Annotated in this window: 22 protein-coding genes; 9 read left to right on the forward strand and 13 right to left on the reverse strand. The window is 72.8% G+C overall.

The window, feature by feature from the left end; genetic code table 11:
* Positions 1-9: 9 nt before the first annotated feature.
* From HW837_RS17400 to HW837_RS17420, 5 genes are all read right to left on the reverse strand, one after another.
* A complete protein-coding gene (locus tag HW837_RS17400) occupies positions 10-3,144 on the reverse strand; it encodes an efflux RND transporter permease subunit (RefSeq protein WP_193380768.1) in 3,135 nt (1,044 codons plus the stop codon).
* 214 nt (positions 3,145-3,358) lie between these two features.
* Positions 3,359-4,048, reverse strand: a complete 690-nt coding sequence (locus tag HW837_RS17405) for a response regulator (RefSeq protein ID WP_045555380.1) — start codon at positions 4,046-4,048, stop codon at positions 3,359-3,361.
* 57 nt (positions 4,049-4,105) lie between these two features.
* A complete protein-coding gene (locus tag HW837_RS17410; protein WP_193380767.1) occupies positions 4,106-5,347 on the reverse strand; it encodes a sensor histidine kinase in 1,242 nt (413 codons plus the stop codon).
* A gap of 201 nt (positions 5,348-5,548) precedes the next feature.
* Entirely contained in the window at positions 5,549-5,827 is a 279-nt protein-coding gene (pspAA, locus tag HW837_RS17415; RefSeq protein WP_045555382.1) for a PspA-associated protein PspAA, read from the reverse strand.
* 34 nt (positions 5,828-5,861) lie between these two features.
* Positions 5,862-6,662, reverse strand: coding sequence for a PspA/IM30 family protein (locus HW837_RS17420; protein ID WP_060884980.1), 801 nt, complete (start codon positions 6,660-6,662; stop codon positions 5,862-5,864).
* Positions 6,663-7,006: 344 nt separating this feature from the next.
* On the opposite strand from HW837_RS17420, the gene HW837_RS17425 reads away from it, so the two are divergent.
* Entirely contained in the window at positions 7,007-7,636 is a 630-nt protein-coding gene (locus HW837_RS17425; protein ID WP_177261668.1) for a DUF3043 domain-containing protein, read from the forward strand.
* A gap of 158 nt (positions 7,637-7,794) precedes the next feature.
* Positions 7,795-8,430: a class I SAM-dependent methyltransferase gene (locus tag HW837_RS17430; protein WP_371271391.1), complete on the forward strand. Its 636-nt coding sequence runs from the start codon at positions 7,795-7,797 to the stop codon at positions 8,428-8,430.
* A gap of 294 nt (positions 8,431-8,724) precedes the next feature.
* Here HW837_RS17430 and HW837_RS17435 read toward each other — a convergent pair whose 3' ends face one another.
* Positions 8,725-8,928, reverse strand: a complete 204-nt coding sequence (locus HW837_RS17435; protein WP_045555384.1) for a hypothetical protein — start codon at positions 8,926-8,928, stop codon at positions 8,725-8,727.
* Between the two features lie 124 nt (positions 8,929-9,052).
* Here HW837_RS17435 and HW837_RS17440 point away from each other — a divergent pair, with 124 nt between their 5' ends.
* The gene (locus HW837_RS17440) at positions 9,053-10,255 is read left to right on the forward strand and encodes a bifunctional adenosylcobinamide kinase/adenosylcobinamide-phosphate guanylyltransferase (RefSeq protein ID WP_093788225.1); all 1,203 of its coding nucleotides are present in this window, start codon (positions 9,053-9,055) and stop codon (positions 10,253-10,255) included.
* On the opposite strand, the gene HW837_RS17445 is transcribed toward HW837_RS17440, so the two are convergent.
* Positions 10,244-11,152: a class I SAM-dependent methyltransferase gene (locus HW837_RS17445; protein ID WP_045555386.1), complete on the reverse strand. Its 909-nt coding sequence runs from the start codon at positions 11,150-11,152 to the stop codon at positions 10,244-10,246. The genes HW837_RS17440 and HW837_RS17445 overlap by 12 nt on opposite strands.
* A 163-nt stretch (positions 11,153-11,315) precedes the next feature.
* Between HW837_RS17445 and cobT the strand changes: the two genes are divergently transcribed.
* Positions 11,316-12,428 (forward strand): nicotinate-nucleotide--dimethylbenzimidazole phosphoribosyltransferase, encoded by a 1,113-nt coding sequence (cobT, locus tag HW837_RS17450; protein ID WP_045555387.1) that lies wholly within the window; start codon positions 11,316-11,318, stop codon positions 12,426-12,428.
* Positions 12,429-12,666: 238 nt separating this feature from the next.
* Positions 12,667-13,425, forward strand: a complete 759-nt coding sequence (locus HW837_RS17455; RefSeq protein WP_045555388.1) for a hypothetical protein — start codon at positions 12,667-12,669, stop codon at positions 13,423-13,425.
* On the opposite strand, the gene HW837_RS17460 is transcribed toward HW837_RS17455, so the two are convergent.
* A complete protein-coding gene (locus HW837_RS17460) occupies positions 13,323-14,090 on the reverse strand; it encodes a hypothetical protein (RefSeq protein ID WP_045555389.1) in 768 nt (255 codons plus the stop codon). The two genes, HW837_RS17455 and HW837_RS17460, sit on opposite strands and share 103 nt — an antisense overlap.
* Positions 14,091-14,173: 83 nt before the next feature.
* On the opposite strand from HW837_RS17460, the gene HW837_RS17465 reads away from it, so the two are divergent.
* Complete coding sequence (locus HW837_RS17465) at positions 14,174-14,983, forward strand: adenosylcobinamide-GDP ribazoletransferase (RefSeq protein WP_093788223.1); 810 nt, start codon at positions 14,174-14,176, stop codon at positions 14,981-14,983.
* A 16-nt stretch (positions 14,984-14,999) separates the two neighbouring features.
* Here the strand turns inward: HW837_RS17465 and HW837_RS17470 are convergent, their stop codons facing one another.
* From HW837_RS17470 to HW837_RS17490, 5 genes are all read right to left on the reverse strand, one after another.
* The gene (locus tag HW837_RS17470) at positions 15,000-15,809 is read right to left on the reverse strand and encodes an endo alpha-1,4 polygalactosaminidase (RefSeq protein ID WP_045555391.1); all 810 of its coding nucleotides are present in this window, start codon (positions 15,807-15,809) and stop codon (positions 15,000-15,002) included.
* A complete protein-coding gene (locus HW837_RS17475) occupies positions 15,806-16,519 on the reverse strand; it encodes a spherulation-specific family 4 protein (RefSeq protein WP_045555392.1) in 714 nt (237 codons plus the stop codon). Before HW837_RS17475 ends, HW837_RS17470 begins: the two co-directional genes overlap by 4 nt.
* Positions 16,516-17,994 (reverse strand): hypothetical protein, encoded by a 1,479-nt coding sequence (locus HW837_RS17480; protein ID WP_193380766.1) that lies wholly within the window; start codon positions 17,992-17,994, stop codon positions 16,516-16,518. The genes HW837_RS17475 and HW837_RS17480 overlap by 4 nt, the downstream gene beginning before the upstream one ends.
* Complete coding sequence (gene pelF / locus HW837_RS17485) at positions 17,991-19,517, reverse strand: GT4 family glycosyltransferase PelF (RefSeq protein WP_045555393.1); 1,527 nt, start codon at positions 19,515-19,517, stop codon at positions 17,991-17,993. The genes HW837_RS17480 and pelF overlap by 4 nt, the downstream gene beginning before the upstream one ends.
* 145 nt (positions 19,518-19,662) lie before the next feature.
* Positions 19,663-21,705: a hypothetical protein gene (locus HW837_RS17490; protein ID WP_193380765.1), complete on the reverse strand. Its 2,043-nt coding sequence runs from the start codon at positions 21,703-21,705 to the stop codon at positions 19,663-19,665.
* 487 nt (positions 21,706-22,192) lie between these two features.
* Here HW837_RS17490 and HW837_RS17495 point away from each other — a divergent pair, with 487 nt between their 5' ends.
* The 3 genes from HW837_RS17495 to HW837_RS17505 form a co-directional block, all read left to right on the forward strand.
* The gene (locus HW837_RS17495; RefSeq protein WP_045555395.1) at positions 22,193-23,740 is read left to right on the forward strand and encodes a leucyl aminopeptidase; all 1,548 of its coding nucleotides are present in this window, start codon (positions 22,193-22,195) and stop codon (positions 23,738-23,740) included.
* Between the two features lie 303 nt (positions 23,741-24,043).
* Positions 24,044-25,432, forward strand: coding sequence for a dihydrolipoyl dehydrogenase (lpdA, locus tag HW837_RS17500; protein WP_060884973.1), 1,389 nt, complete (start codon positions 24,044-24,046; stop codon positions 25,430-25,432).
* A gap of 61 nt (positions 25,433-25,493) precedes the next feature.
* Positions 25,494-26,172 (forward strand): biotin/lipoyl-containing protein (locus HW837_RS17505; RefSeq protein ID WP_336512504.1); only part of this gene is annotated, 679 nt, incomplete at its 3' end.

The raw sequence follows: 26,172 nt of genomic DNA on the forward strand, positions 1-26,172 counted from the left end.
CACGGGGTGTCAGACCCCGGCGGGCTCCGGCTTCTCGGCCTCCGAGCCGGACTCCGGCTTCGTCGGCCCGGACTCCTTGCGCGCCCGCTTCAGGGCCTTCTTCTTAGCCCGGCGCTCCTTGCGGATCTCGATCATCGTGTAGAGGGTCGGGACCAGCAGGAGCGTCAGCAGCGTCGACGTGATCAGACCGCCGATGACGACCACGGCCAGCGGCTGGGCGATGAAGCCGCCCTCGCCGGTGATGCCGAGCGCCATGGGCAGCAGCGCGAAGATCGTCGCCAGTGCCGTCATCAGGATGGGACGCAGGCGGTGGCGACCGCCCTCGATGACCGCCTCGACGGTGCCGTAGCCCTGGCGGCGGTACTGGTTGATCAGGTCGATCAGCACGATCGCGTTGGTCACCACGATGCCGATCAGCATCAGCATGCCGATCATCGCGGGGACACCCATCGGCGTGCCGGTGAGGATCAGCAGGCCGATCGCGCCGGTGGCGGCGAACGGGATGGAGACCAGCAGGATCAGCGGCTGGACCAGGGACCGGAAGGTCGCCACCAGCAGCATGAAGACGATCGCGATGGCCGCGAGCATCGCGAGGCCGAGGGAGGCGAAGGCCTCGTCCTGGTCCTCGGAGACACCGCCGATGGACGCGGTGGCGCCCTCGGGCAGCTTCAGCGCGTTCAGCTTGGCCGTGAGGTCGGTGCTGACCGCGCCGGTGTTGTCGCCCTTGGGCTTCGCCGTGATCGTCGCGGCCCGCTGGCCGTCGATCCGGGTCATGGAGACCGGGCCGTCCACCAGCTCGACGTCGGCGATGTCGGCGAGCTTCACCGGGCCCAGCGGCAGCTCCCGCAGTTCCTCGATGGTCTCGGCGGGCTTCGCCGACCTGATGACGATGTCCCGCTCGGTGTCGTCGAGGATGGCCCGGCCGCTGGTCGTGCCGCGGACGGCCTGGGCGACGGCGGCGCCGAGGGTCTGGTCGTCGAACCCGGCCGCGGCCGCCTTGTCGGTGGCCCGCACCGAGATACGGGGCACGCTCTGCGCGAGGTCGCTGGTGACGTCCGAGACGTTGTCCATCGTCGAGACCGCGTCACGGACCTGCTCGGCGGCCTTGCGCAGGACGTCGCCGTCGGCGGCCTTGACGACCACGCTGAGGTCCTGGCTGCCGAAGGCGTCGCCGACCGCGACGGTCGTCGTACCGATCCCGGAGAGCCCGGCGAGGCCCTTCTCGATCGTGTCCTGGACGCCGGCGGCGTCGGCCGAGTCGTCCAGCATCACGCTGTACGAGGCCTGGTTGGTGTCGGTGCCCCCGCCGAACGCGGCCATGAAGCCGGAGGAACCGACGGTGACCTGGTAGTCCTTGACGCCCTTCGTGCCGGCGAGCAGCTTCTCGACCTTCTTCGTCTGCTCGTCGGTCGCCGCGAGGCTCGTGCCAGGCTTCAACTCCTGCTTGAGGCTGAGGACTTCCTGGTCGCCGGGGTCGAAGAAGTTCGTCTTCAGCAGCGGGGCCATGCCGAACGTGCCGACCAGGACGACGGCCGCGATGACGAGGCTGGTCACCCGGCGGCGGGTGGCGAAGCGCAGGACGGGGACGTAGAAGCGCTGGAGACGGCTCCTCGCTTCCTTCTCCTCGGCCTTGCGGCGCGCCTCGTCGGCGTCCTCGGGCGTGCCCTTCGGGGCGCGCAGGAACCAGTACGACAGCACCGGGACCACGGTCAGCGAGACCACGAGGGAGGCCAGCAGGGCGGCCGTCACGGTCAGCGAGAAGCTGCCGAACAGCTCGCCGACCATGCCGCCGGTGAGGCCGATCGGGAGGAAGACCGCGACGGTCGTCAGGGTGGAGGAGGTGACCGCGCCGGCGACCTCGCGGACCGCCTTGAGGATGGCCTCCTCGCGCTCCTCGCCGTAGCCGAGGTGCCGCTTGATGTTCTCCAGCACCACGATCGAGTCGTCGACGACCCGGCCGATGGCGATGGTCAGCGCGCCGAGGGTGAGCATGTTGAGGGAGAGGTCCCGGGTCCACAGCACGATCAGCGCCAGGACCACCGACAGCGGGATGGAGACCGCGGTGACGAGGGTCGAGCGGATCGACGCGAGGAAGACCAGGATGACCAGGACCGCGAAGACCAGACCGAGGGCGCCCTCGGTGGTCAGTCCGTCGATGGACTTGGAGACCGCCGGGCCCTGGTCGCTGACCACGGTCACGGTGGCGCCGGAGCCCAGGTCGCGGCGCATGTCGCCCAGCTTGTCCTCGACCGCCTCGGAGATGGCGACCGCGCTGCCGTTGCGGTCCATGGTGACCATGACTGCGAGGCTCGGCTCGCCGTTGGTGCGGGTGATGGAGTCGGCCTTGGCCTGCTCCTCCTTGACCTCCGCCACATCGGCGAGACGTACGGGCTTCTTGGCGCCCTCGCCGCGCACCATCAGGTTCCGGATCTGCTCCAGCGAGGTGTAGCCGCCGCCGACCTGGACGGTGCGGTTGGCGCCGTCCTCGTCGAAGGAGCCCGCGGGGACGGTGACGCCGCCGGCCTGGAGCGCCTGCGAGAGGGCCATCGTGGTCAGGCCGGCCTTCGCCAGCTTGGCGTCGTCGGGGGTGACGGTGACCTGGAGGTCCCGTACGCCGTCGACGGTGACCTGGCCGACGCCGTCGATGCCCTCCAGCGTGGGCACCACGGTCCGGTCGAGCTGGTCGGCGAGGGCCTGCTGGTCCTGGCCGGAGGAGACGGCGAGGACGACGGTCGGCATGTCGTCCGTCGAGCCCGCGATCACCTGCGGGTCCACGTCGTCCGGCAGCTGCGCCCGGACCCGGTTGACGGCCTGCTGGACGTCGGCGACGAGCTGGTCGGTGCCGGGGCCGTAGTCGAAGGACGCCATGATCAGGGCGTTGCCCTCGCTGGCGGTGGAGGTGACGCCCGTGATGCCGTCGACGCCTTCGAGGCTGTCCTCGATGGGCTCGACGACCTGCTTCTCGACCACGTCCGGGGACGCGCCCTGGTAGGGGGCGAGCACGGACACCATGGGCAGTTCGATGGTGGGCAGCAGCTGCTGCTTGAGCTGGGGTATCGCGATCGCCCCGAAGACGAGCGCGATGATCGACATCAGACCGACGAGGGCCCGTTGTGCGAGGCTGAACCGGGACAGCCAGGACATGGGTCAGGGTCTCTCTTCTGTGGCGTGAGCGGGTGACGAACGCCCATGCCACATGCGGCCGCCACTGTCGGCGTGGATCCCCCATGTCGCCCGTGTGAAGCGGATGTGAGCGCTCACCTCATACCCTGGGCCATCAGGGGCCCCTGTTCCCTCGCTCCCCAGGGCCATTTCCTTATGCCGCGCATACTCCGAGTGGAGTAGTCCCCGGTGGCTGTCAGTCCACCCTCGGTCGTACCAGGCCCGACTCGTACGCGAAGACCACCAGCTGGGCCCGGTCCCGGGCGCCGAGCTTCGCCATGGCCCGGTTGACATGGGTCTTCACGGTCAGCGGGCTCACCTCCAGCCGCTCGGCGATCTCGTCGTTGGAGAGCCCGCCGGCGACCTGGACGAGCACCTCGCGCTCGCGGCCGGTCAGGGTGGCGAGCCGCTCCGAGCGGGCGGCGGCTCCGCCCTCGCCGTCGGCCGAGTCGTCCGGCTGGGCGAGGAACCGGGCGATCAGGCCCTTGGTAGCGGTGGGCGACAGCAGCGCGTCGCCGCCGGCGGCCACCCGGATCGCGTTCAGCAGTTCGTCCGGCTCGGAGCCCTTCCCGAGGAAGCCGGAGGCCCCGGCGCGCAGCGACTGCACGACGTAGTCGTCGACCTCGAAGGTGGTGAGGATGACGACACGGACCTGGGCGAGCGTCGGATCGGCGCTGATCATGCGGGTGGCGGCGAGGCCGTCCGTACCGGGCATCCGGATGTCCATCAGCACGACGTCGGCCCGCTCCTCCTTCGCGAGCCGCACCGCCTCCGCCCCGTCGGAGGCCTCCCCGACCACCTCCATGTCCGCCTCCGAGTCGACGAGCACCCGGAACGCGCTGCGCAGCAGCGCCTGGTCGTCGGCGAGCAGGACACGGATCGTCATACGGGGTCCCCCGGTGCGCTGGTCACGGTCGTACGGCCGCCGCCCCGACCGCGCGGCTCACGGTCGTACGGCTTCCGCGGTGGTCGTTCGGGTCGTGAGCGGCAGGATCGCATGGACCCGGAAGCCGCCGCCGTAGCGGGGGCCGGTGGTGAGGGTGCCGCCGAGCGCGGCGACGCGTTCGCGCATGCCGAGCAGCCCGTGCCCGCCGCCCTCGGGGTTATCGGGGTCCTCGTCGTCCGTCGCCGTCTTTCCGGTGCCGTTGTCGAGGACGGTGATCTCCACGTTCGGGCCGACGCGTACGACGCTGACCTCGGCCTTGGCCGCCTCGCCGGCGTGCTTGTGCACATTGGTGAGGGCTTCCTGGATGACGCGGTACGCGACGAGGTCGACGGCGGCCGGGAGGCTCACGCACTCGTCGGCGCGGACCACCTCGACCGCGAGGCCCGCGCTGTGGAAGGTGCCCACGAGTTCGTCGAGCCGGACCAGGCCGGGGGCGGGTTCGGTGGGCGCCTCGGGGTCGCCGGACTGGCGCAGCAGACCGACCGTGGCGCGCAGTTCGCCGAGCGCGGAGCGGCTGGCCTCGCGGACGTGGGCGAGTGCCTCCTTGGCCTGGTCGGGCCGCTTGTCCATGACGTGGGCGGCGACCCCGGCCTGCACATTGACGAGGGCGATGTGGTGGGCGACGACATCGTGCAGGTCACGGGCGATGCGCAGGCGTTCCTCTGCGACCCGGCGGCGGGCCTCCTCCTCGTGTGTCCGCTCCGCGCGTTCGGCGCGCTCCCTGATGGCGTGCACGAAGGCGCGGCGGCTGCGGACCGCGTCCCCGGCGGTGGCGGCCATGCCGGTCCAGGCGAAGATGCCGATGTTCTCCTGGGCGTACCAGGGGAGCGGTCCGGCGAGCATGGCCGTGCCCGTCAGCACGGTCATCGTGAGCAGGCCGACGCGCCAGGTGGTGGGGCGGTCGGTGGCGGAGGCGACCGTGTAGAGGGCGATGACGGCGGACATCGCGACGGGGGCGCGCGGGTCACCGGTCACCAGTTCGGCGACGGTGAGGGCGCAGGTCGCCGCCAGGACGGCCATGGGGGCGCGGCGGCGGGCGACGAGGAGGGCGGCGGCCGGCACCATCAGGGCGATGCTGAGGGCGTCGGGGGTGCGGGCGCCCCACTTCTCGCCGTGGGCGGCGTGGGGGTCGACGAAGGCGCCGGCGACCATCGCGACGAGGACGCCGAGGGCGAGGGCGGCGTCCAGCGCGAGGGGGTGCGCGGTCAGCCAGGTCCTGGCCCGGTGGAGGGTGCTCACGACTGTTTACGGTACGGGGCGGTTGGTGGGGGCGGAACCGGTGGTGGGGGTGCCTTCGGGGGTGGGCAGGGCTTTTGTCGCCCCCGCCGCCCCTACCCGTCCCATCCACCAGGGGCTGCGCCCCTTCGACCCTCAGGCGTCCGTCCGGCGGGGGCTGATCGCGCAGTTCCCCGCGCCCCTGAAAGGCCTACGGCCATTTCGTCAGCCCGGGATCAGGCCGTCGTCGCTCAGCATCTGTTTGACCTCCTCCAGCGTCGCGTCCGGCGACGGGAGGATGAGTTCGGACGGTTCCAGGGAGTCGTCGGGGAGGGGGGTGCCCAGTTCGCGGACCTTGTCCAGGAGGGCGTGGAGGGTGTGGCGGAAGCCCGGGCCGTCGCCGACCTCCATTTCCGCCAGGAGTACGTCGTCCAGCTTGTTCAGCTCGGCGAAGTGGACGTCGTCCAGCCTCACCTGCCCCTCCCCCATGATCCGTACGATCATGTCGCCCTCCTCGGGACGAGAGACGCCTGCTCGGCTACTTGTCGAAACGCGGGGTGTCCTGGCGCTGGGACTGCTGCTGCGGCGCCGACTGGCCGGTGCCGCCCTCGATGGCCTGCTGCTGCGCGGACGGGCCGCCCGCCAGCTCCGCCTTCATGCGCTGGAGCTCCAGCTCGACGTCCGTACCGCCGGAGAGACGGTCCAGCTCGGCCTGGATGTCGTCCTTGTGCATCCCGGACGGGTCGTCGAGGGCGCCGGAGGCGAGCAGTTCGTCGATGGCGCCGGCCCGGGCCTGGAGCTGGGCCGTCTTGTCCTCGGCGCGCTGTATGGCGAGACCGACGTCGCCCATCTCCTCGGAGATGCCGGAGAACGCCTCGCCGATCCGGGTCTGGGCCTGGGCGGCGGTGTACGTGGCCTTGATCGTCTCCTTCTTCGTACGGAAGGCGTCGACCTTGGCCTGCAGGCGCTGGGCGGCGAGGGTGAGCTTCTCCTCCTCGCCCTGGAGGGTGGAGTGCTGCGTCTCCAGGTCCGTCACCTGCTGCTGGAGCGCGGCACGGCGCGAGAGGGCCTCGCGGGCCAGGTCCTCGCGGCCGAGCGCGAGCGCCTTGCGGCCCTGGTCCTCCAGCTTCGAGGACTGGGACTGGAGCTGGTTGAGCTGAAGCTCCAGGCGCTTGCGGGAGGTGGCGACATCGGCCACACCCCGTCGCACCTTCTGGAGCAGCTCCAGCTGCTTCTGATACGAGTAATCGAGGGTTTCGCGCGGGTCCTCGGCCCGGTCAAGGGCCTTGTTCGCCTTCGCGCGGAAGATCATCCCCATACGCTTCATGACACCGCTCATGGGCTTCGCGCGCCCCCTTCTGACGGACTCCAGCTCACAGGTCTGCGACAGAACCCACAGTACGGGCCCTGCATCCATTACCGCACTGTTCGGGGACGGATGCGGTCATCCCCAAGGACGACTGTGTACGGCGCCGCTCCGGCGTAGGGAGTAGGTGTCCCCCGGGGTCATGTACGGGCCGACCCCCGGTACCGCCTCAGCCCCACCACGGACGAATCGTCGCCTCGCTCCCCCTTTTCCGATTTTCTCCGGCTTTACGGGTCTCCCCGTCCACTGTCGCCCCAGCTCTGTCTCCAGTACGGACGCCGGGTGTTGCCGGATCGTTCCCCACTCGGCTGGGGTCCATGCCCCGGCACCCCGTACCCTTGGGTTTTGTGTTCCGTAGCCGCGCCAAGAACGAGAAGGAATCGGCCGCCGACAAGGCGCCGGTGACCAACTCCCAGCAGACCCGTGATCCGCAGGCCCCCAAGGGGCGCCCCACTCCGAAACGGAGTGTGGCCCAGGGGCAGCGCCGTAGCGTCGCCAATACGCCGACGACCCGCAAGGAGGCCGCCAAGCGCTCCCGCGACGAGCGCCGTAGCGCGATGGAGAAGCAGCGCCAGGCGCTGGCGACCGGTGACGAGCGATATCTGCCGGCGCGGGACAAGGGCCCGGTCCGCAGGTTCGCCCGTGACTACGTGGACTCGCGATTCCACATCGCGGAGTTCTTCCTGCCGCTGGCCGTCATCATCCTCGTGCTGAGCATGGTGCAGGTGCCCTCGCTGCAGAACATCGCGCTCCTGCTGTGGCTGTTCGTGATCGTGCTGATCGTGGTCGACTCGATCAGCCTGGGCTTCCGTCTGAAGAAGCAGCTGAACGAGCGCTTCCCCGACGCGACCAAGAAGGGCGCCGTGGCCTACGCCCTCATGCGCACGCTCCAGATGCGTCGCCTCCGGCTGCCCAAGCCGCAGGTCAAGCGCGGAGAGCGGCCCTGAGCACGACCCCTTTCTCCGAAGGTGCCGCGCAGGCCTGGCTGAACCGACTGGGCACCCTGCGTGAGGTCGTACGACAGGAGCTGGTCTCCCGCCAGGTCGACGAGCAGATAGCCGGACGCTTCCCCGTGGGGCAGCGGCTCCGGGTGCTCGACGTGGGCATGGGCCAGGGCACACAGGCACTGCGGCTGGCCCGGGCCGGGCACGCGGTGACCGGGATCGAGCGGGAGCCGAAGCTGATCGCCGTGGCCCGGGAGGCGGTCGCCGCCGAGCCCGAGGGCATTCGCGGGCGGATGCGGATCGTCGAGGGCGACGGCCGGGACACCGGGGTGCACTTCCTGCCGGGCAGCTTCGACGTGGTGCTCTGTCACGGGGTCCTGATGTACGTCGAGGAGCCCGACGCGCTGCTGGCCGGGCTGGCGCGGATGCTGGCGCCGGGCGGGCTGCTGTCGCTGCTCGTGCGCAACGGCGACGCGCTCGCGATGCGGGCGGGGCTCGCCGGGGACTGGGCCGGGGCGCTGGCCGCGTTCGACACCACCGCGTACCGGAACCGGCTCGGGCTGGAGGTGCGGGCGGATCGGCTGGACGTGCTGACGGACGCGCTCGCGGGGATCGGGGCGCCGTTGCACGCGTGGTACGGGGTGCGGGTGTTCACGGACCTCGCGGCGGACGATGCGGCGCTGCCCGAGGGGTCGGGGGATCTTGAGGTGCTGCTCGCGGCGGAGGAGCGGGCCGGGCGGACGGATCCCTATCGGCAGGTGGCGGCGTTGTTGCACCTGTGCGGTGTGCGCGGCTGATCGTTTCTCGCCCCCGCCGCCCCTACCCGTCCCTCCCCCACCAAGGGGCTGCGCCCCTTTGACCCCCAGGCGTCCGTCCGGTGGGGGCTGGTCGCGCAGTTCCCCGCGCCCCTGAAAAAAGCGGGGCTGCGCCCCGGCTTTTTTCGGGCCGAAAGGCCGGAGGCCTTTCAGGGGCGCGGGGAACTGCGCGAGAAGCCCCACTCACCCGCACCCGCCGACGAAACCCGCACCCCCGAGTTCTTCCGCGGGGATCGGGGCGGAGCCCCGGACAGAGGCCCCGCCCGCCGCGGAGCGCTACGCGTGCAGGCTCATCGGGCCGTAGATCTCCGTCGTGTCCTCGAAGAGGCGGACCTGGTCGGCGCCGCCCTCCAGGAGCGCTTTCCAGTGTTCTCCGATCCACGACTCGGCATCCCCCTGGGTCGTGAACTCCTCGGGCTGGACCGCGGGCTGGACCTCCGCCCCGTCGGCCTTCTCGAAACGCCACGTCCATGCCGCCATGTGAGCCTCCGTAAGTACCGGCCCGGCACCGCACACGGCGCCGAGCAAGATCCGGTTCCCCCCTGAGCCTAGTCGGACGCGCAAGACCTGCGGGTGTTCATCGGGACGCGGGAAAATCGTCGGTGTGGAACTGACATTGCTCGGCACCGGCGCCCCCGCGGGACTCCCCCGCCCCGACTGTCCGTGCGCGGTGTGCGCGACCGCGCTCGGTGAGGCCGCGCGCGGGGCGACCGCGCTGCTCATGGACGGCACACTGCTGCTCGACCTCACGCCCGGCGCAGCCCTCGCGGCCGCGCGCGCCGGGCGCACGCTCACCGGAGTGCGGCAGGTACTGCTGTCGCACCCGCACGACGGGCCCGCCGTGGAGGTGCCGGTGGGCCTGCCGCAGCCGGTGCGGGTGCCGGACGGGCGGGAGTTGGCGCTGCTGACCGGGCACCGGGTGCGGGCCCGGGCCCTGGACGCGCCCGGCACCGGGTACGCGGTGACCGGTCCCGGCGGCCAACGGCTGCTGTATCTGCCGCCGGGGGGCGCGCCCGCCGGCCTGGAGGGGCCGTCGGAGCCGTACGACATGGTCGTCCTCGATGTGCTGGGACGGCCGGACGCGCTGGCGCGGCTGCGCGCGGCGGGGGCGGTGGGCCCGACGACCGATGTCGTGGCCGTGCACATCGACCACGACGTGCCGGCGGACGGCGAGTTGCCGCGCCGGCTCGCGGCGGCGGGCGCGCGCGCCGTGCCGGACGGGACGACGCTGGCGGTGGGCGCCTACGAGGACGTGCCCGACGTGCCGCGCCGCACGCTGGTGCTCGGCGGGGCGCGCTCGGGGAAGTCGGTGGAGGCGGAGCGGCGGCTGGAGGCGTTCCCGGACGTGCTGTACGTGGCGACCGGTGGGACGCGCGGCGGCGACGGGGAGTGGGCCGAGCGGGTCGCCGCCCACCGTGAGCGGCGGCCCGGTTCCTGGCGCACGGTCGAGACCTGCGACCTCGTCCCGCTGCTGAAGGACGACGACGGGGCACCGCTGCTCATCGACTGTCTCTCGCTGTGGCTGACGGACGCCATGGACGCGGTGGGGGCGTGGGACGACGCGGAGTGGGCCGGGGGCGGGGAACGCGCGCTCCGGGCGCGTGTCACCGAACTCACCGACGCCGTACGGCACACGCGCCGCACGCTGGTCGCCGTCTCCAACGAGGTCGGCTCCGGCATCGTCCCCGCCACCGCCTCCGGCCGCCGCTACCGCGATGAACTCGGCCGTCTGAACTCGGCCTTCGCGAACGAGTGCGAGCACGTGCTGCTGGTGGTGGCGGGGCAGGCCCTGGCGCTACGGGGTTGAGGGGTCCGCCGGTTCGGCCTCCGGCGCTCGGGGAGTTGCGGGGGCGGCCTGGGGTGCGGCGCGGCGCGCGAGGATGCGGTGCGCGCGGGGCGGGAGAGGGGTGCACGGGCGGGCCGTGAGGATCTCGAAGCCCAGGGAGCGCAGTTCGGCGAGCAGGTTGCGCAGGGGCACGAGGTGCAGGGGGCGGGGGCGGTCGTGCGGCCTCCACAGGCGGCGGTTCCTGCCGGGCAGCGCGCCGAACGGGCGGGCCGGGTCCGGGACTTCGAGGAGGAGATGGCCGCCGGGGCGCAGCACCGCGCGGGCGGCGCGCAGTTCCTCGCGGGGGTCGGCGGTGTGTTCGAGGTGGTGGAACATGCTCACCACGTCGTAGCGGGCGCGCAGCCGCGCGGTGATCTCGGGGTCGGTGAGCAGGCCCCGGTACGCCTCCTCCACGCGCCCTGCCTCCCACGCCCGGTCGACGCGCGGGGTCGGGTCGAGGCCGTCGAAGGAGGTGTACGGGTGGATCTCGCGCGCGACCTCCGGGAAGTGGCCGTGGCCGGTGCCGACGTCGAGCCAGCCCTCCGGTTCGGAGTACGGCGGCAGCGCGCGGGCGGCGCCCCGCAGGTGCCGGCGGCGCCGTCGTCCGACGGGGTCGGCGCCGAGGCCGTCCTCGCCGGTGTGCCGGTGGTATCTGAGCAGCAGTCCGTCCGCCGTGGGCCGGGGGTTCTGGAAGGAGTGCGCGCAGTCCCGGCACTCGTCCACCACGAACGTGCCCGGCGTGCGCCGCCGCCCCTCCGGCGCGCGCACCCGCGTACGCAACTGCCGCGAGCCGCACCACGGACAGTCGTCCCTGCGCGGTTCGTGGAAGGGGTCGACTCCCTCGGGTGGGCCGGGCTCCGGCCGCGGGGTGGGGGACATGGCGGCTCCTGGGGACGAGGTGGGAACATTCGCCCCAAAAAGGTACGTACGTGAGCCTGGTCCCCGGTGCAATGACGTGCCGGTGGCGCGGTGGGACGTTCGTGCGTCGCGGGGTCACGGTGTGGCGCCGTCGTGTTCGATCCCTGCCGGTACTGTTCGGCGAATGAGCTCGCTTAATCTCGACGACTTCACCGATCTGATCGAGCGCCCCGACGGTGGGGTGCGCCGCGACGCCGAGGCGCGGCGGGAGAGGCAGATCGTGCCGCCCGGGGCGCTGGGCCGCCTCGACGAACTGGGTGAGTGGCTGGCGGCGGCGCAGTCGGCCGTTCCGGTGCGGCCGATCGAACGGCCCCGGGTGCTGCTGTTCGCGGGTGACCACGGGATCGCCGAACTCGGCGTCTCCGCGCGGGCCGCGGGTACCGCGGACCAGTTGGTGCGGGGCGTCCTGGACGGCGGCAGCCCGGTGGCGGTGCTGGCCCGGCAGCTCGGCGTACCCGTGCGCGTGGTGGACCTCGCGCTCGACTGCGACCCGGAGGCGTTGCCCGCCGAGGTCGTACGGCACCGGGTGCGGCGCGGGTCGGGCCGTATCGACGTCGAGGACGCGCTCACGGCGGAGGAGGCGGAGGCCGCGTTCCGGGTGGGCGTCGCCCTCGCGGACGAGGAGGCGGACTCCGGGACCGACCTCGTCGTCCTCGGTGATGTGAGTGTCGGGGGGACCACGGCGGCGGCGGTCCTGGTCGCGGCGCTGTGCGGGACCGACGCGTCCGTCGTGACCGGGCGGGGCGGGCGGGCGATCGACGACCTGGCGTGGATGCGCAAGTGCGCGGCCGTACGGGACGCCCTGCGGCGGGCCCGGCCGGTGCTCGGGGACCAGTTGCAGTTGCTGGCGGCCGTGGGCGGGGCGGATCTGGCCGCCATGACCGGGTTCCTGTTGCAGAGCGCGGTGCGGAAGACGCCGGTGATCCTGGACGGTGTGGTGTCGGCGGCGTGTGCGCTGGTCGCCCAGCGGGTGGCGTTCCGGGCGCCGGACTGGTGGCTGGCCGGACAGAACAGCGGGGAGCCGGCGCAGGCGAAGGCGCTGGACCGGATGGCGATCGAACCGCTGCTCGACCATGGGGTGAAGGTCGGGGAGGGGGCGGGGGCGCTGCTGGCGCTGCCGTTGGTGCGGGCCGCGGCGGGGTGGGCGGCGGAGCTTCCTGAGCGGGAGGACGTGGGGGAACCGGTGAAGCCGGGCCCCGAGGAGAAGAACCTCGGGGAGGAGTACGACGCGACCTAGGGTCGGGGTCGGGGGTGCGTTGTCGGGTGCGGATGAGTGGGGCTTCTCGCGCAGTTCCCCGCGCCCCTGAAAAAGCGGGGAACTGCGCGAGCAACCTCCACCCACCCGCACCCGACAACGCAACCGGAGTAACCGGGATCACTCGGGCGGCACTCAACTTCCTCCCCCCTCGGTCGGTCTTCGGACATGGCGGTGGCCTCACCGCACGTACCGGAGTCGCACGGAGCACGGCGTGGGGATGAACCAGACGCAGACGGGCCGAGCCCTTCGATGGGCCCGCGCCGAGTGGGGGCTGCTGTACGCCACCGTGCGCCCGCCCCTCCTCCGCCGTCGGCTGCGCGCGATCCCGCTGACCGTCGCCGCCGTCTGCCTCGCGGCCGTCGTCCACCTCACGCACCGGCAGTCCTGGGGCTACCGGCTCGTCGAGAACGCCGGGGCCGTACGGGCGGAGGACCCGCTCTGGACGGCGTTGGCGCGGACGCCGCTCTCCCTCTTCGTACCGGCGCTGGACCTGCCGGTGTGGGGCGCGCTGGCGCAGATACTGATCGTCTTCGGCATCGCGGAGATCTCCCTGGGGCGGCGGCGGACCCTGGCGATCGCGTACCTGGCCACCCTGGCCGGCACGCTGTACGCGCGGGTGGGCGTCGCGCTCGGCCCGGACGTCCCCCTGCTGGGCCTGCCCGCGTCGGACGCGCGGGTCGTGGACACCGGACCGTCGGCGGCCGTGGTCGGGCTCGCGGTGTACGTCGGATGGCGGTACCGGGCGTACGTCACGGCGGGCGCGGTGGTCGTGACGATGGCCGTCGAGGTGCTGGTGAAGGAGAACCTCGCGGGCAAGGAGCATCTGGCGGCCATCGCGGCGGTGCTGGCGGTGTGCGCGGCGGCCGCCGCCCGTCAGCGGCGCTCCGCGCTCGCGTCCGGGGTCGCGTCCGGTGTGCCGCCGATCCAGTCCTGGAGGCGGCGGCTGGGGGTCGCCCAGCGGCGGTCGTGGCGGTAGGAACGCTTCCAGGCCCGGGCGCGGGTGCGCGGTCTGCGGCGGTAGAAGCGGCGGGCCCAGGCGGAGGTGGGGCGGGCCAGACGGACGGCGCCGACGACGGCGATGAAGGGGATGATCACACCGAAGAGCGCGGTGCGGGCCTTGCCCTTGGCGAGGGCGACCAGGGCGACGAGGAAGTTCGTCCCCATGGTGAGCATGACGGCTCCCCGGTCCTGGAGTTCCTCCTCGTCGAGGTCGTTGACGCCGAAGGGCAGGAAGCCGACCAGCATCAGCCCCACCAGGGCGGCCGTCAGCACGACCATCTCGACGCTCTTGCGGCCGGCCTCGCTCCAGTACACGTCGTCCAGGTGCAGGATCAGCGCGAACTCGTCCAGCACCAGGCCCGCGCCCATGCCGAACAGCACGGCGGAGATCAGCGCGCCGGAACCGTGCCCGTCACTGGCCACCGCGCCGAAGCCCCCGGCGACGGTGAGCAGGACACCGGGGACGACATGGTGGATGTGGACGCCACCGCTGCCGCTGATGTTGCGGAACGGCCCCTTGCCCGCGCGGATGAGACGGGTGACGACCCGGGTGATCAGGAACGTCAGGACGAACGCGGCGAGTGCGAGCAGCAGGGGCAGTTTGCCCGGCTCGATGATGTTCCGCTCCCACCAGTGACCCATATGCGAACTTTATCCAGGACTGCCCTCGGGCGCCGCCGAGCCCGTCCGCCGAGCGCATCGGCCGCGCCGGGTAGCCTGCGCCGGTGTCCACGCCACCCGAGCCCTCCGTCCCGCCCGGTCCGACGCTCGCCGACGGCCTGCGTTTCGCCTTCGGCACCCTGACCGTGCTGCCGGTGACCGTGCGCCGCTGGGACCGAGAGGCGGCGCGCGCCGGAATGCTGTGCGCGCCCGTCGCCGGGCTGGTCGTCGGCCTGGGCGCGGCCCTGCTCGGCGGTCTCCTGCTGCTCCTGGGTGCCGGGCCGCTGCTCGCCGCCGTGGCCTCCGTCGCCGTACCGGCCGCCCTCACCCGGGGCCTCCACCTGGACGGGCTCGCCGACACCGCCGACGGGCTCGGCAGCGGCAGGCCCGCCGAGGACGCCCTGCGGATCATGAAGCAGTCGGACATCGGGCCGTTCGGGGTCGTCACCCTCGTCCTCGTCCTGCTGGCCCAGGTCGCCGCGCTCACCGAGGCGTACGGGGAGTCCTGGGCGCTGGGCGCGCTCGCGACGGCCGTCGGCGCGACCGCCGCCCGGCTGGCCCTGACCCTGGCCGCGCGGACCGGTGTGCCCGCCGCCCGGCCGGAGGGGCTGGGTGCGGCCGTGGCCGGGGTCGTTCCGGTGCGCGGCGCGCTGCTCGTGGCCGCCCTGACCGGATGCGCGGCGGCGGGCGCGGGGTCGCTGCTCGGGCCGTACGGCATCGGGCGTACGGTCCTCGCGGTCGTTCTCGCCTGCGGGGCCGCCGAGCTGCTGCTCCGCCACTGCGTACGGCGGTTCGGGGGCGTCACCGGGGATGTGTTCGGCGGTCTCGCGGAGACGGCGGCCACGGCGGCGCTGGTGGCGTTCACCTTCGGTTGAGCCCCTGCCCCCAGGGTCAGCAGGCCTTCCGCCAGACCCCCAGCTCCCACTTCTTCAGCAGCGAGCTGAGCTCCAGACGGCGGGCCTCGGGGCAGAAGTCGCCCGTCTCCATCTCGTACTCGACATGGAAGACGGCCTTGCCGGCCTCGATGAACGGGGTGAGGTCCTCGCACTCGTCGTACTGGGCGCACTGCTCGTTGACCGCGAAGTCGAAGTCGTCGACGAGTTCGGGTATCTGGTCGAGGTCGTTCTTCAGGCCTACCGCCAGGCCGCGTTCGTGGGCGAGGCGGGCGACGAGGCGGTTGTAGCGGAGCTGGTCGGCGGCCGTGAGGGGGAAGCCGGTCCGGTTGCGGTAGCCGTCCATGTTGTCGGGCTCGACCGCGTCGAAGCCCTTCTCCGCGCACATGTCGATACGGGCGGCCATCAGGGGTTCGAGGACGTCGGTCGCGCGGATGTCGAGCCAGTACTCGCCCTCCCAGCCGTTGCTCTTGCCTATCACCGCCTTCGGGAAGTCGTCGGCGTCCGGGCGCCAGTCCTCCCAGGCGCCGGTGGAGAGGTAGCAGATGACCTTGCGGCCGTCGTCGTGCAGGTCGGCGACCGTGTCGGCCGACTGGTCGAAGCCGTCGATGTCGTAGACGGGGACGTCGACGGAGGTGTCCAGGCGCCCGCTGAGCTGCCACTGCCACTCCGTGCCCGGCTCCGGTCGCCAGCGGGCGGCCCCGCCCGTCGCGCGTCCGGTGCCCGGCCCGTCGTCGGGGGCGCTCGTGCACCCCGCCGTCAGCAGGAGGAGGGGCAGCAGGGCGCTGCGGGCGAGGGCGCGGCTCATCGGCGGGGCTCCAAGGCGTGCGGCAACGTACCCCAGGGATGATCCCCCACTCCGGGCACCGCGCAGTGCACGGTGGCGCCCCGGGCGTGGGCGACGCCCGCGACGTCGGTGCCCGGCGGCACCCCGTGCACCAGATGGCACACCCGCGCCCCGAGGCCGGCGCTGCCGCCGGGCCAGGGCTCGGGCGGCTGGTCCCGGTACGTCTCCCAGCAGCCCTCGAAGGTGACGACGAGGTCGGCGATCCGCGCGTACGCGGGGTGCGGCGGGGTGCCGGGGTTGAGCGCGAGGGTGGCGGGGCCGGCGCCCCAGACGGCCGCGGCGAGCCGTCGGTAGTGGTCGAACGCGCCGAGTTCCGCGGCCACTTGGTCGAGGAAGGCCCCGTCGGTGCCGTACCAGGCGTGGTAGCGGGTCAGCTCCCGTACGACGTCGGTGACGGGTCTGCGGCCGTAGGCGGTGTCGGCGTACCCGAGGAGGCGTACGCCGGCCGCCCGCAGTCGGCCCGCGACCCGGATGAACGCCGGGTCGGGGCCGTCGCCGGGCCCGTTCGCCGGGTTGAGGACGACGCCGTAGAGGAGGGGCGCGGCGTCGACGAGGGCGTCCCATGCGGCGGGGCGGTCGCGGGGGTGCTCGTAATAGGGGACGAGGAAGGAGGGGCGGGAGGGGCGGGTCGCCGGGGCCGGCGCGGGGCGCGGTGTCGCGGGTGCGGTCATCGGTGCGCCGTCGCCCTTCCCAGCAGGCCGCAGACCAGGCCCCCTTGGAGGGCGGCGGCGACGCCGTACACGAGCAGGCCGATCCCGTGGGGGTCGCCCGGGTGCGTCGCCAGGGCCAGGGTCTGGGCGGCGGCCGTGGCGCAGCAGACGGCGGCGGCGCCCGGGACCGCGCCGAAGGACTGGAGCAGCAGGCCGGTCCAGAGCACCGCGCCCAGCAGGAGCAGACCGGCGAGATGGACACCGTCGAGGTCCGGGGCCCGCGGCCACAGGTGGGCGGTGGCGTGGGCCAGGACCAGCAGGGTGGCGAGGTAGCCGGCCAGGCACTGGACCAGGGTGACGGAGGCGGCCCGCCAGAAGGCGCCCGGGGTGCTGGTGGAGCGCAGTCCGGCGAGGCCTCCGCTGCGGAAGCGGTACAGCAGCCATTCGGCGGGGCCCATGCTGAGGGTGAGCGCCACGGCGGCGGGCGCGGCGGCGGTGCCGCCCCCGTGGGCGAGGACCTCGCCGAGCGTCGCGTACAGCACGAGCACACCGGTGGCGAGTCCGAAGACGGCGTACGGGAGGGAGGCGGCGAGCCGGGGCGTGGCCGGGCCCCGCGCCGGGGCCCCGGCGGGCGCGCCCGGGAGGGCGGCGCCGGGTCCGGGCTCCCGCAGGGCGGGCGCCACTTCGTGGACGGCGAGGAGCGCGACCCCCACCAGGGAGGCGGTCAGCAGGGTGAGCCCGGCCCAGTCGGGCACCGGCCGGACCAGGGCGAACAGCGCTCCCGCGGTCATGGGCGACAGACAGTGCAGCAGGGCCCGTTCGCGGCCGAGGACGAGCAGGACGGTCGCGGCGCCCAGGTAGCAGGCCTCGCCGGCGGCGAAGGCCACCGCGCCCGGGTCGCCCCCGCCGGCCGCCAGGCAGGCGACCGTCGTGCAGAGCAGGGCGCCCACCGGGGCCCCGCGGGCCAGGCAGCGGCGGCAGGCGTCACGGTCGCCCCACGCGAGCCAGGAGTACGCCCGGTGGGCGAGCCCCTGGTTCCACATCCAGCCGCACAGGGCCCCGGCCAGCAGCGGGACCGTGCCGGCGGGCAGCCCGAAGTCGTCGCGGGGGCCGTTCAGGAGGGGCGCGCCGAGGACGTAGGCGAGGCCGGGGAGGGCGAAGACGACGCCTCTGAGGAGGCAGCCGAGCAGGCCGATGCGCCAGGGGTCGGGCGCAGGTCCGGCCGGTTCGGGGTGGGCGCGCTCGACGCGTTCGTACAACTCCTCGGCGAGGGCGAAGGAGTTGCGGCAGCCGTAGCGTGCGCGGGTCCGGTCGTCGGAGATGCCGTCGGACTCCAGCAGGGCGGCGATCTCGTCCGGATGGACGGCGGCGGCGATGAACTCCCGGTGCTGTTCGGCCAGTCGGTCGATGGGATCCGGCTCGGCCCGGCGCGGGCGGGGGACGGCGGGCAGCCGGGCCGGGCGGGCGTCCGGGGGCGGGGTCGGGTGGCCGCTCACCGGTCGGTTCCGTCCGTCGTGGCGCCGGTCCGGTACCAGGGGTCGCGCAGTTCGGCGGTCCAGTCGGCGACCGTCGCCGGCGCGGGCGCGTAGACGATGTCGTCCCGGCCCGCGAGTTCCTGGTAGATCAGGCGGAAGGCGTCCACGGAGCGGCGCAGGGTGAACCGGTCGATCACCCGTCGGCGTGCCGACTCCCCCAGCGCGCGGCGGCGTGCGTGGTCGAGCAGGAGACCGAGCGCGGCGTCGGCCATCGTCTCCGGGTCACGGGGCGGCACGACGATCCCGGTGTCGCCGACCGCCTCGCGGACCCCTCCGACATCGGTCGACACGGTCGTACGGCCGCAGGACATGGCCTCGATCAGGGAGTACGGGAAGCCCTCCGAGATCGAGGACAGCATCACGACGTGCCCGGCGGCGTAGGCCCGCCACACCTCGCCGACGCGGCCCTCGAAGGTGAGCCCGTCGGTGACGCCCAGTTCGGCGGCGAGCTTGTCCAGCTCGGTGCGGTACGCCTCGCCGCCCGGTGGCACGGGCCCGAACAACCGGAGTCTGGTCCCGGGGAGTTCGGCGCGGACCAGGGCGTAGGCGTGCAGCAGCGTCTCCAGGTCCTTGATGGGGTCGACGCGTCCGCACCAGGTGAGGGTGGGCACCTCGGGTTCGGGGCCGGCGTGCGGGAAGGCGGCCGGGTCGACGCCGTTGTAGACCGTGCGGATCCGGGCGGTGTCGGCGCCGCCGCGCTCCTCCCAGCGGCGGTTGTAGCGGTTGCAGGGGGTGATGAGGTCGGCGGCGCGGTAGCCGAGCCTGGTCAGCTCGCGGTGGAAGCCGAGCATGAAGGCCTTCACGGGCCAGCGCTGGTCGGCGGCGCGGTGGCCGAGGTAGCGCTCGCGCAGATAGATGCCGTGCTCGGTGAGGAGGAACGGTACGCCGTCCAGCTCCCGGGCGGCGAGCGCGGGCAGGGTGGCGAGGCCGCCGCTGACCGCGTGGGCCACACAGTCCTCGGGGATCCGGGCGCAGAGCGGCCGCAGGGAGTGTTCCAGCAGATCGGTCGCGGTGAGCGCGTCGTGGACCGTGGGGTGCGCGGCGGCCGTCGGGAGGTGGGGCATGGTCCAGATCCACATCAGCGAGCGGAGCGCGGACTCGGTGCGCAGGGCCGCCGACAGGCGTCCGTCGCGGGCGAGTCGGGCCAGCTCGTACAGGGCCTCCTCGAAGCCCCGGGGTGCGCCGGGGTCGAGGACGGAGAGCAGCAGCCGCTCGTAGGAGTCGGTGAAGCGGCGGCGGGCCGCGCCGTACGGGGCGCGGGCCCGGCCGGGGCGCGGGCCCCAGGTCGGTACGCAGGTGTGCCGGTACACGTTCGGCGGCAGCTCCCAGGTCACGGGTTCGCGGCCGGTTCCGGTGAGCGACACGAGGTGGAACTCGACGTCGGGCATGCCCCGGACGAGCTGGTCGCACCAGGTGCTGACCCCGCCGTGGACATGCGGATAGGTGCCTTCGGTGAGCATGGTGACGTGACTGCCGTTGCGCATGGCTGCGCCGCTCCCCCCTGTTGCTGTGACGCGGATGATGTGCGGGGAACTGCGGCCCGGCCCCCGGCTGCGGGTCGGTGGGGGCCGGTCGCGCCCCGCGGCGGAGCCGCATGTCCGATACGGCCCCGCGCCCCTTCGGGGCGCTCTACGGCAGCTTCAGCTTCACGGCTGACTGGAGTGGTGCCGGCGTGGTCCAGGCCGAGCGGGCTCCCGCGTACGGGGTGCCGAACGTGGTGGTACCGAGCGGGAGTTGCGTGACGGTCCCCTTCGGTGCCGTCACCGGGATCTCGGTCCCGGACGGCGCCTTCACCGTCACCGCCGTACCGATCCGGTACGCCGTGACCGTGCCGTTCGCCACCGCCGTCTGCCAGGCGGCCCGGCGTTGCAGCTCGGTGCCGATCGCGGCCTGCCGGGGGTTCTCCAGCGGGGTGTCGGAGGAGAAGAGGGACCGGTAGTCGGCGAGCAGCCGGTCCAGGACCGGGTAGAGCAGCCGCTCCTCGGCCAGGTTGGACTGGTGCGCGTAGTGCGGTCGCGGGTCGTTGCCGACGGCGTGCAGCAGGGCCGTGCGGACCTCCTGCGGGACGATGTGCGTCGTGTACCCCGTGGCCGGGTCCAGCGGGGCGGCCAGACAGGTGGAGGACGCGTTGTTCTCGCACAGCCCGCTGCCGCCGTCGGCGGCCGAGGTGTAGACCCAGTTGTACTCGTCGACCATCTCCGCGGCCGTGCCCACGTTGTAGTAGACGTTCATCGGGTGGCGCGGCACGGTCAGCGCGGCGCCGACCGGACGCTGGGCCGGTTCGCGGGAGTTGTCGGAGGCGATCCACTTGACAGCGTTGTCGGCGAGGGCGCCCGCGAGGTTCGGATTGTCGTTCGGCTGCTGCGGCAGTGTCCGCAGGCCCGAGTGTTCGCCCGTCACCAGTTCGTCGCGCCGCACGGGCAGTCCGCGTGCGACCGCCCAGGCGTGGTTGTCGCGGATCTGCGCGGCGACGGCGGCGCGGCTCAGATAGCGGGTGGTGCCGTCGGGGTTCTTGGCGCAGCTCCACGGGACGGTCGAGGTGTCCTGGACGCAGCCGAGGTACTGGTGGGTGTAGGTGTGGTTGATCCAGCGATACGCGTTCCGGTCGGCGACCAGCCGGTCGGCGAGGGCGTCGGTGCCGCCGTTCGCCTCCTTCCACTCCTCGCCGCTGCCGCCGTTGTAGACCATGTCGAGGGTGAGGCCGCTGGACCGCTGCCACTGCTCGGCGTACTCGGCGTCGGCGGCGGTCATCCGGATGGGCACGCTCCGTGTGCCGTCCCCGCCGCCGCAGTCGAAGCTGCCGGGCGTGCAGTCGTGCTCGGTGTCCCAGCGGCTGTCGGGTGCGAAGACGTCGTCGATGTGGAGGCCGAAGTAGTTCCGGCTCCGCCCGAGATGCACACCGTCCGTCAGCCACTCGACGATGCCCCGGGCCAGCACCCGGAACTGCCGCTGGTGCTGGTTGTAGGCGAAGGTGACGACCAGTTCGCGGCGCCCGTCGTGGGCGTACTCCCCGACCAGGCTGCCCCGGCCCGCGCCGCCGGGTACCGGGAGGTCGACATAGCTGGTGTAGCCGGGGCGGGGCCGTGCGACGAAGCCGTAACTCTCCTGCGCGGAGGCGGAGTTGTCCTCGAAGGCGAACTGCCCGTCGAGATAGCCGAAGCGGCTCGCCCGGCCGGCGTCGGTGACCGTGACCTCGCGGCCGTCGAGCGAGCCGGCCCAGCCGCCCTCGCTGGTGTGGTCGAGGCCGACCCCGGGGTGCGCCCAGGTGTAGGCGTCGACCTGCGGGATCCCGTACGTCCGCTCGTACGTCTCCAGCGCGGTCTGCTCGGCCGAACCCGGGCCGAACGGGGCCTCGTTGGGCAGGACCACGCCCTGGAACCTGGCGCGCGGGGTGCCGCCGGCCGTGTCGCTCAGGAAGGCCGCGTCGATGGTCGGGCGGTTCGCGTCGCCCAGGTTCACCCGGGTGTACGGGACGCCGGTGCTCCTCAGCTCCGCGGTGATCGCCTGGACGGGGCTGTCGCCGTTGTCCACCACCAGCACCCGCAGATCGACGCGGGCCGCCGCGGCCGCCGACGCTCCCGGTGTGCCGAGGCCCGCCACCAGCAGACCGGTCGTCGCCGCGACGGCGGCGGCGCTCCTCCAACCGGTCCGTCCGGGCACGTTGTGCGTCATGTTCGCCCTTTCCCCCGAAGAGATCCCCCGGGGCCGGACTGAACGGCCGCACCGCGGGGAATCTGTGGAAATGATGCAGGCCGATGAGCTGATCACTCATCGGGCGGGACGAGTGTCACCCAGGTCAGGGCACATGAGGGCATGAAAATGACCATGAAGCCACATAGGGGTGAACGTCCGCAGGGGTGATCGAAATCGACGGCGGACGCTACGCGCGCAGACCGCCGGGGCCACGCGCGAGGACCATGGACGTACGCGCCGGGAGCCGCGACAAGGGATCCCCCTATGCCTCAGTCATGGGGATCTCCCTGCACGTCGGCGACGGAAAGTCGGGGAGGCTGGTCGCAGCGGACGCCATGCGGACGGCGCGGCGCAACCGGCCGACGCCCCAGGTCCGATGGGCCGAACAAGGGCCTAGGCTCGTTCCCGGCACGTCGACCCATCCGTTCGGCCACCGAAACTCAACCGGAAGCGAGATTTCACCACCGTGACTGCTCTCACTCTCAGCACCGCCGCCGCGTCGGGCCTCCGGGCCGACGCGATCGTGGTCGGTGTCGCGAAGGGCCCTGCATCCCGGTCCGGGGACCTGGTCGTAGCGCCGGGTGCCGAGACCGTGGACAAGGCGTACGACGGCAAGCTGGCCGGCCTCCTGGAGACCCTCGGCGCCGCGGGCGCCGAGGGCGAGGTGACGAAGCTGCCCGCGCCGTCCGGCTTCAAGGCGCCGCTCGTGGTGGCGGTGGGCCTGGGCTCGGTGCCCGAGAAGGACGGCGCGTTCGGCGCGGAGACGCTGCGCCGCGCGGCCGGTGCGGCGGCCCGCGCCCTGACCGGCACCAAGAAGGCCGCGTTCGCGCTGCCCGTCGCCGACGCCGACGCCGTGGGCGCCGTCGCCGAGGGTGCGCTGCTCGGCGCGTACTCCTTCGACGCCTACAAGGGGCAAGCGCCTTCGGGTGGCGCCGCCAAGGCGAAGAACGGCAAGGGGCCGCTCGCCGATGTCGTCCTGCTCGGCGCCAAGCCCCGCGACAAGGCGCACAAGGCGGCCGTCGAGCGCGCGATCGCGGTGACCGAGGAGCTGAACCGCGCCCGCGACCTCATCAACACCCCGCCGAACGACCTCGACCCGGAGGCCTTCGCCGCCGTCGCGCAGACCGCGGCCAAGGAGCACGGCATCAAGGTGACCGTCCTCGACGAGAAGGCACTCGCCAAGGGCGGCTACGGCGGCATCCTCGGCGTCGGCGCGGGCTCCGCCGCCACGCCCCGGCTGGTGCAGCTGTCGTACACCAGCTCCAAGGCGAAGAAGCACCTGGCGTTCGTCGGCAAGGGCATCACCTACGACTCCGGCGGCATCTCGCTCAAGCCGGCCGGGCACAACGAGACGATGAAGTGCGACATGAGCGGTGCCGCCGCCGTGTTCGCCGCGGTCGTCGCCGCCGCCCGGCTCAAGCTTGAGGTCAATGTCACGGGCTGGCTCGCCCTCGCCGAGAACATGCCGTCCGGCTCCGCCACCCGCCCGGGTGATGTGCTGCGCATGTACAGCGGCAAAACGGTGGAGGTGCTCAACACCGACGCCGAGGGCCGGCTGGTGCTGGCCGACGCGCTCGCCAAGGCGTCCGAGGACAAGCCGGACGCGATCGTCGACGTGGCGACGCTGACCGGCGCGATGATGCTGGCGCTGGGCAACCGGACGTTCGGGATCATGGCCAACGACGACGCGTTCCGCTCCGCGGTGCACGAGGCGGCCGAGGAGTCCGGGGAGCCGGCGTGGCCGATGCCGCTGCCGGACCACCTGCGCAAGGGCATGGACTCGCCGACCGCCGACATCGCGAACATGGGCGAGCGGTACGGCGGTGGCCTGGTCGCCGGTCTGTTCCTGAAGGAGTTCGTGGGCGAGGGGATCACCTGGGCGCACCTGGACATCGCGGGGCCGGCGTTCAACGAGGGCGGGCCCTTCGGGTACACGCCGAAGGGTGGGACGGGGACGGCCGTGCGGACGCTGGTGCGGCTGGCCGAGCGGGCCGCTTCGGGTGACCTGGGCTGATGTTCGCCTAGGAGCTGGATACCCGAGGGGCGTGGGCGACTGCGGGCCGTCTGTGGCTGGTCGCGCAGTTCCCCGCGCCCCTGGGTCCGCCGCCGTCGGCCCGCGTAACGAAGCACTCCTTCACATCTGAGCGTGTGGTGTCTCACACCCCGGCCCGGCGTCTCGTTCGCCCGCGACAAGTGCGAAGATGGGGCTCGGCAGGACAGGGCCCCCACCACAGGGCCGAAGAAGAGCGGCCGGACACCAGCCGCCGCGCGGGTCTCGGACGACCGGCGTACGGCGCACATGCATGGAGGACGTGACGTGGCGAACGACGCCAGCACCGTTTTCGACCTAGTGATCCTCGGCGGTGGTAGCGGTGGTTACGCCGCGGCCCTGCGCGGGGCTCAGCTGGGCCTGGACGTCGCCCTGATCGAGAAGGACAAGGTCGGCGGCACCTGCCTGCACCGGGGATGCATTCCCACGAAGGCCCTGCTCCACGCGGGCGAGATCGCCGACCAGGCTCGCGAGAGCGAGCAGTTCGGTGTGAAGGCCACCTTCGAGGGCATCGACATCGCCGGGGTGCACAAGTACAAGGACGGCGTGATCTCCGGCCTCTACAAGGGTCTGCAGGGTCTCGTCGCCTCCCGCAAGGTCACCTACATCGAGGGTGAGGGCCGTCTGTCCTCCCCGACCTCCGTCGATGTGAACGGCCAGCGCGTCCAGGGCCGTCATGTCCTGCTGGCGACCGGCTCCGTGCCGAAGTCGCTGCCGGGCCTGGAGATCGACGGCAACCGCATCATCTCCTCGGACCACGCCCTCGTGCTGGACCGGGTCCCGAAGTCGGCGATCGTCCTCGGCGGCGGTGTCATCGGCGTCGAGTTCGCCTCCGCCTGGAAGTCCTTCGGCACCGACATCACGATCATCGAGGGCCTGAAGCACCTGGCGCCCCTCGAGGACGAGAACTCCTCCAAGCTTCTTGAGCGCGCGTTCCGCAAGCGCGGCATCAAGTTCAACCTGGGCACCTTCTTCTCGAAGGCCGAGTACACCCAGGACGGCGTCAAGGTCACCCTCGCCGACGGCAAGGAGTTCGAGGCCGAGGTGCTGCTGGTGGCCGTCGGCCGCGGCCCCGTCTCCGCCGGTCTCGGCTACGAGGAGCAGGGCGTCGCGATGGACCGCGGCTACGTCCTGGTCGACGAGTACATGCGCACCAACGTCCCGACCGTCTCCGCCGTCGGTGACCTGGTCCCGACGCTCCAGCTCGCGCACGTCGGCTTCGCCGAGGGCATCCTGGTGGCGGAGCGTCTGGCCGGCCTGAAGACCGTTCCGATCGACTACGACGGTGTCCCGCGGGTGACGTACTGCCACCCCGAGGTCGCCTCCGTGGGCATCACCGAGGCCAAGGCCAAGGAGATCTACGGCGCGGACAAGGTCGTCGCTCTGAAGTACAACCTCGCGGGCAACGGCAAGAGCAAGATCCTGAACACCTCGGGCGAGATCAAGCTCGTCCAGGTCAAGGACGGTGCCGTGGTCGGCGTCCACATGGTCGGCGACCGCATGGGCGAGCAGGTGGGCGAGGCCCAGCTGATCTACAACTGGGAAGCCCTCCCCGCCGAGGTCGCCCAGCTCATCCACGCCCACCCGACGCAGAGCGAGGCGCTCGGCGAGGCCCACCTGGCCCTCGCGGGCAAGCCGCTGCACTCGCACGACTGACCCCCTCGGTCGACGAAGCGACGATCCAGACTTCCGCAATCGTTAAGGAGCAACAGAAACCATGGCGGTTTCCGTAACCCTTCCGGCGCTCGGCGAGAGCGTCACCGAGGGCACTGTCACCCGCTGGCTGAAGGCCGAGGGTGAGCGCGTAGAGGCCGACGAGCCGCTGCTCGAGGTCTCGACCGACAAGGTCGACACCGAGATCCCCTCCCCCGCCGCGGGCATCCTGGCCTCCATCAAGGTCGCCGAGGACGAGACCGTCGAGGTCGGCGCCGAGCTGGCGCTGATCGACGACGGCACGGGCGCGCCCGCCGCCGCCCCCGCCCCGGCCGCCGAGGAGGCTCCGGCCCCGGCCCCCGAGCCCGCCGCGGCCGCGCCGTCCACCGAGCAGGAGGCCCCCGCGCCGGCCCCGACCGCCGAGGCGGCCACCGGCGGCGGTTCCGCCGAGGGCACCGACGTGGTCCTCCCGGCGCTCGGCGAGTCCGTCACCGAGGGCACCGTCACCCGCTGGCTGAAGGAGGTCGGCGACTCCGTCGAGGCCGACGAGCCGCTGCTCGAGGTCTCCACGGACAAGGTCGACACCGAGATCCCCGCGCCCACCTCCGGTGTGCTGCTGGAGATCACGGTCGCCGAGGACGAGACGGCCGAGGTCGGCGCCAAGCTGGCCGTCATCGGTGCCCCGGGTGCCGCTCCGGCGGCCGCCCCGGCCGCTCCGGCTCCGGCGCCCGCCGCCGCTGCCC

It is taken from the genome of Streptomyces caniscabiei (assembly GCF_014930365.1).
Taxonomy (GTDB): Bacteria; Actinomycetota; Actinomycetes; order Streptomycetales; family Streptomycetaceae; genus Streptomyces; species Streptomyces caniscabiei.

Coding starts and splice junctions, on each gene's coding strand:
- HW837_RS17400 (WP_193380768.1), bottom strand. CDS start 3,144: ATGTCCTGGCTGTCCCGGTTCAGCCTCGCACAACGGGCCCTCGTCGGT.
- HW837_RS17405 (WP_045555380.1), bottom strand. CDS start 4,048: ATGACGATCCGTGTCCTGCTCGCCGACGACCAGGCGCTGCTGCGCAGC.
- pspAA (WP_045555382.1), bottom strand. CDS start 5,827: ATGATCGTACGGATCATGGGGGAGGGGCAGGTGAGGCTGGACGACGTC.
- HW837_RS17420 (WP_060884980.1), bottom strand. CDS start 6,662: ATGAGCGGTGTCATGAAGCGTATGGGGATGATCTTCCGCGCGAAGGCG.
- HW837_RS17425 (WP_177261668.1), top strand. CDS start 7,007: ATGCCCCGGCACCCCGTACCCTTGGGTTTTGTGTTCCGTAGCCGCGCC.
- HW837_RS17430 (WP_371271391.1), top strand. CDS start 7,795: ATGGGCCAGGGCACACAGGCACTGCGGCTGGCCCGGGCCGGGCACGCG.
- HW837_RS17435 (WP_045555384.1), bottom strand. CDS start 8,928: ATGGCGGCATGGACGTGGCGTTTCGAGAAGGCCGACGGGGCGGAGGTC.
- HW837_RS17445 (WP_045555386.1), bottom strand. CDS start 11,152: ATGTCCCCCACCCCGCGGCCGGAGCCCGGCCCACCCGAGGGAGTCGAC.
- cobT (WP_045555387.1), top strand. CDS start 11,316: ATGAGCTCGCTTAATCTCGACGACTTCACCGATCTGATCGAGCGCCCC.
- HW837_RS17455 (WP_045555388.1), top strand. CDS start 12,667: ATGAACCAGACGCAGACGGGCCGAGCCCTTCGATGGGCCCGCGCCGAG.
- HW837_RS17460 (WP_045555389.1), bottom strand. CDS start 14,090: ATGGGTCACTGGTGGGAGCGGAACATCATCGAGCCGGGCAAACTGCCC.
- HW837_RS17470 (WP_045555391.1), bottom strand. CDS start 15,809: ATGAGCCGCGCCCTCGCCCGCAGCGCCCTGCTGCCCCTCCTCCTGCTG.
- HW837_RS17475 (WP_045555392.1), bottom strand. CDS start 16,519: ATGACCGCACCCGCGACACCGCGCCCCGCGCCGGCCCCGGCGACCCGC.
- pelF (WP_045555393.1), bottom strand. CDS start 19,517: ATGCGCAACGGCAGTCACGTCACCATGCTCACCGAAGGCACCTATCCG.
- HW837_RS17490 (WP_193380765.1), bottom strand. CDS start 21,705: ATGACGCACAACGTGCCCGGACGGACCGGTTGGAGGAGCGCCGCCGCC.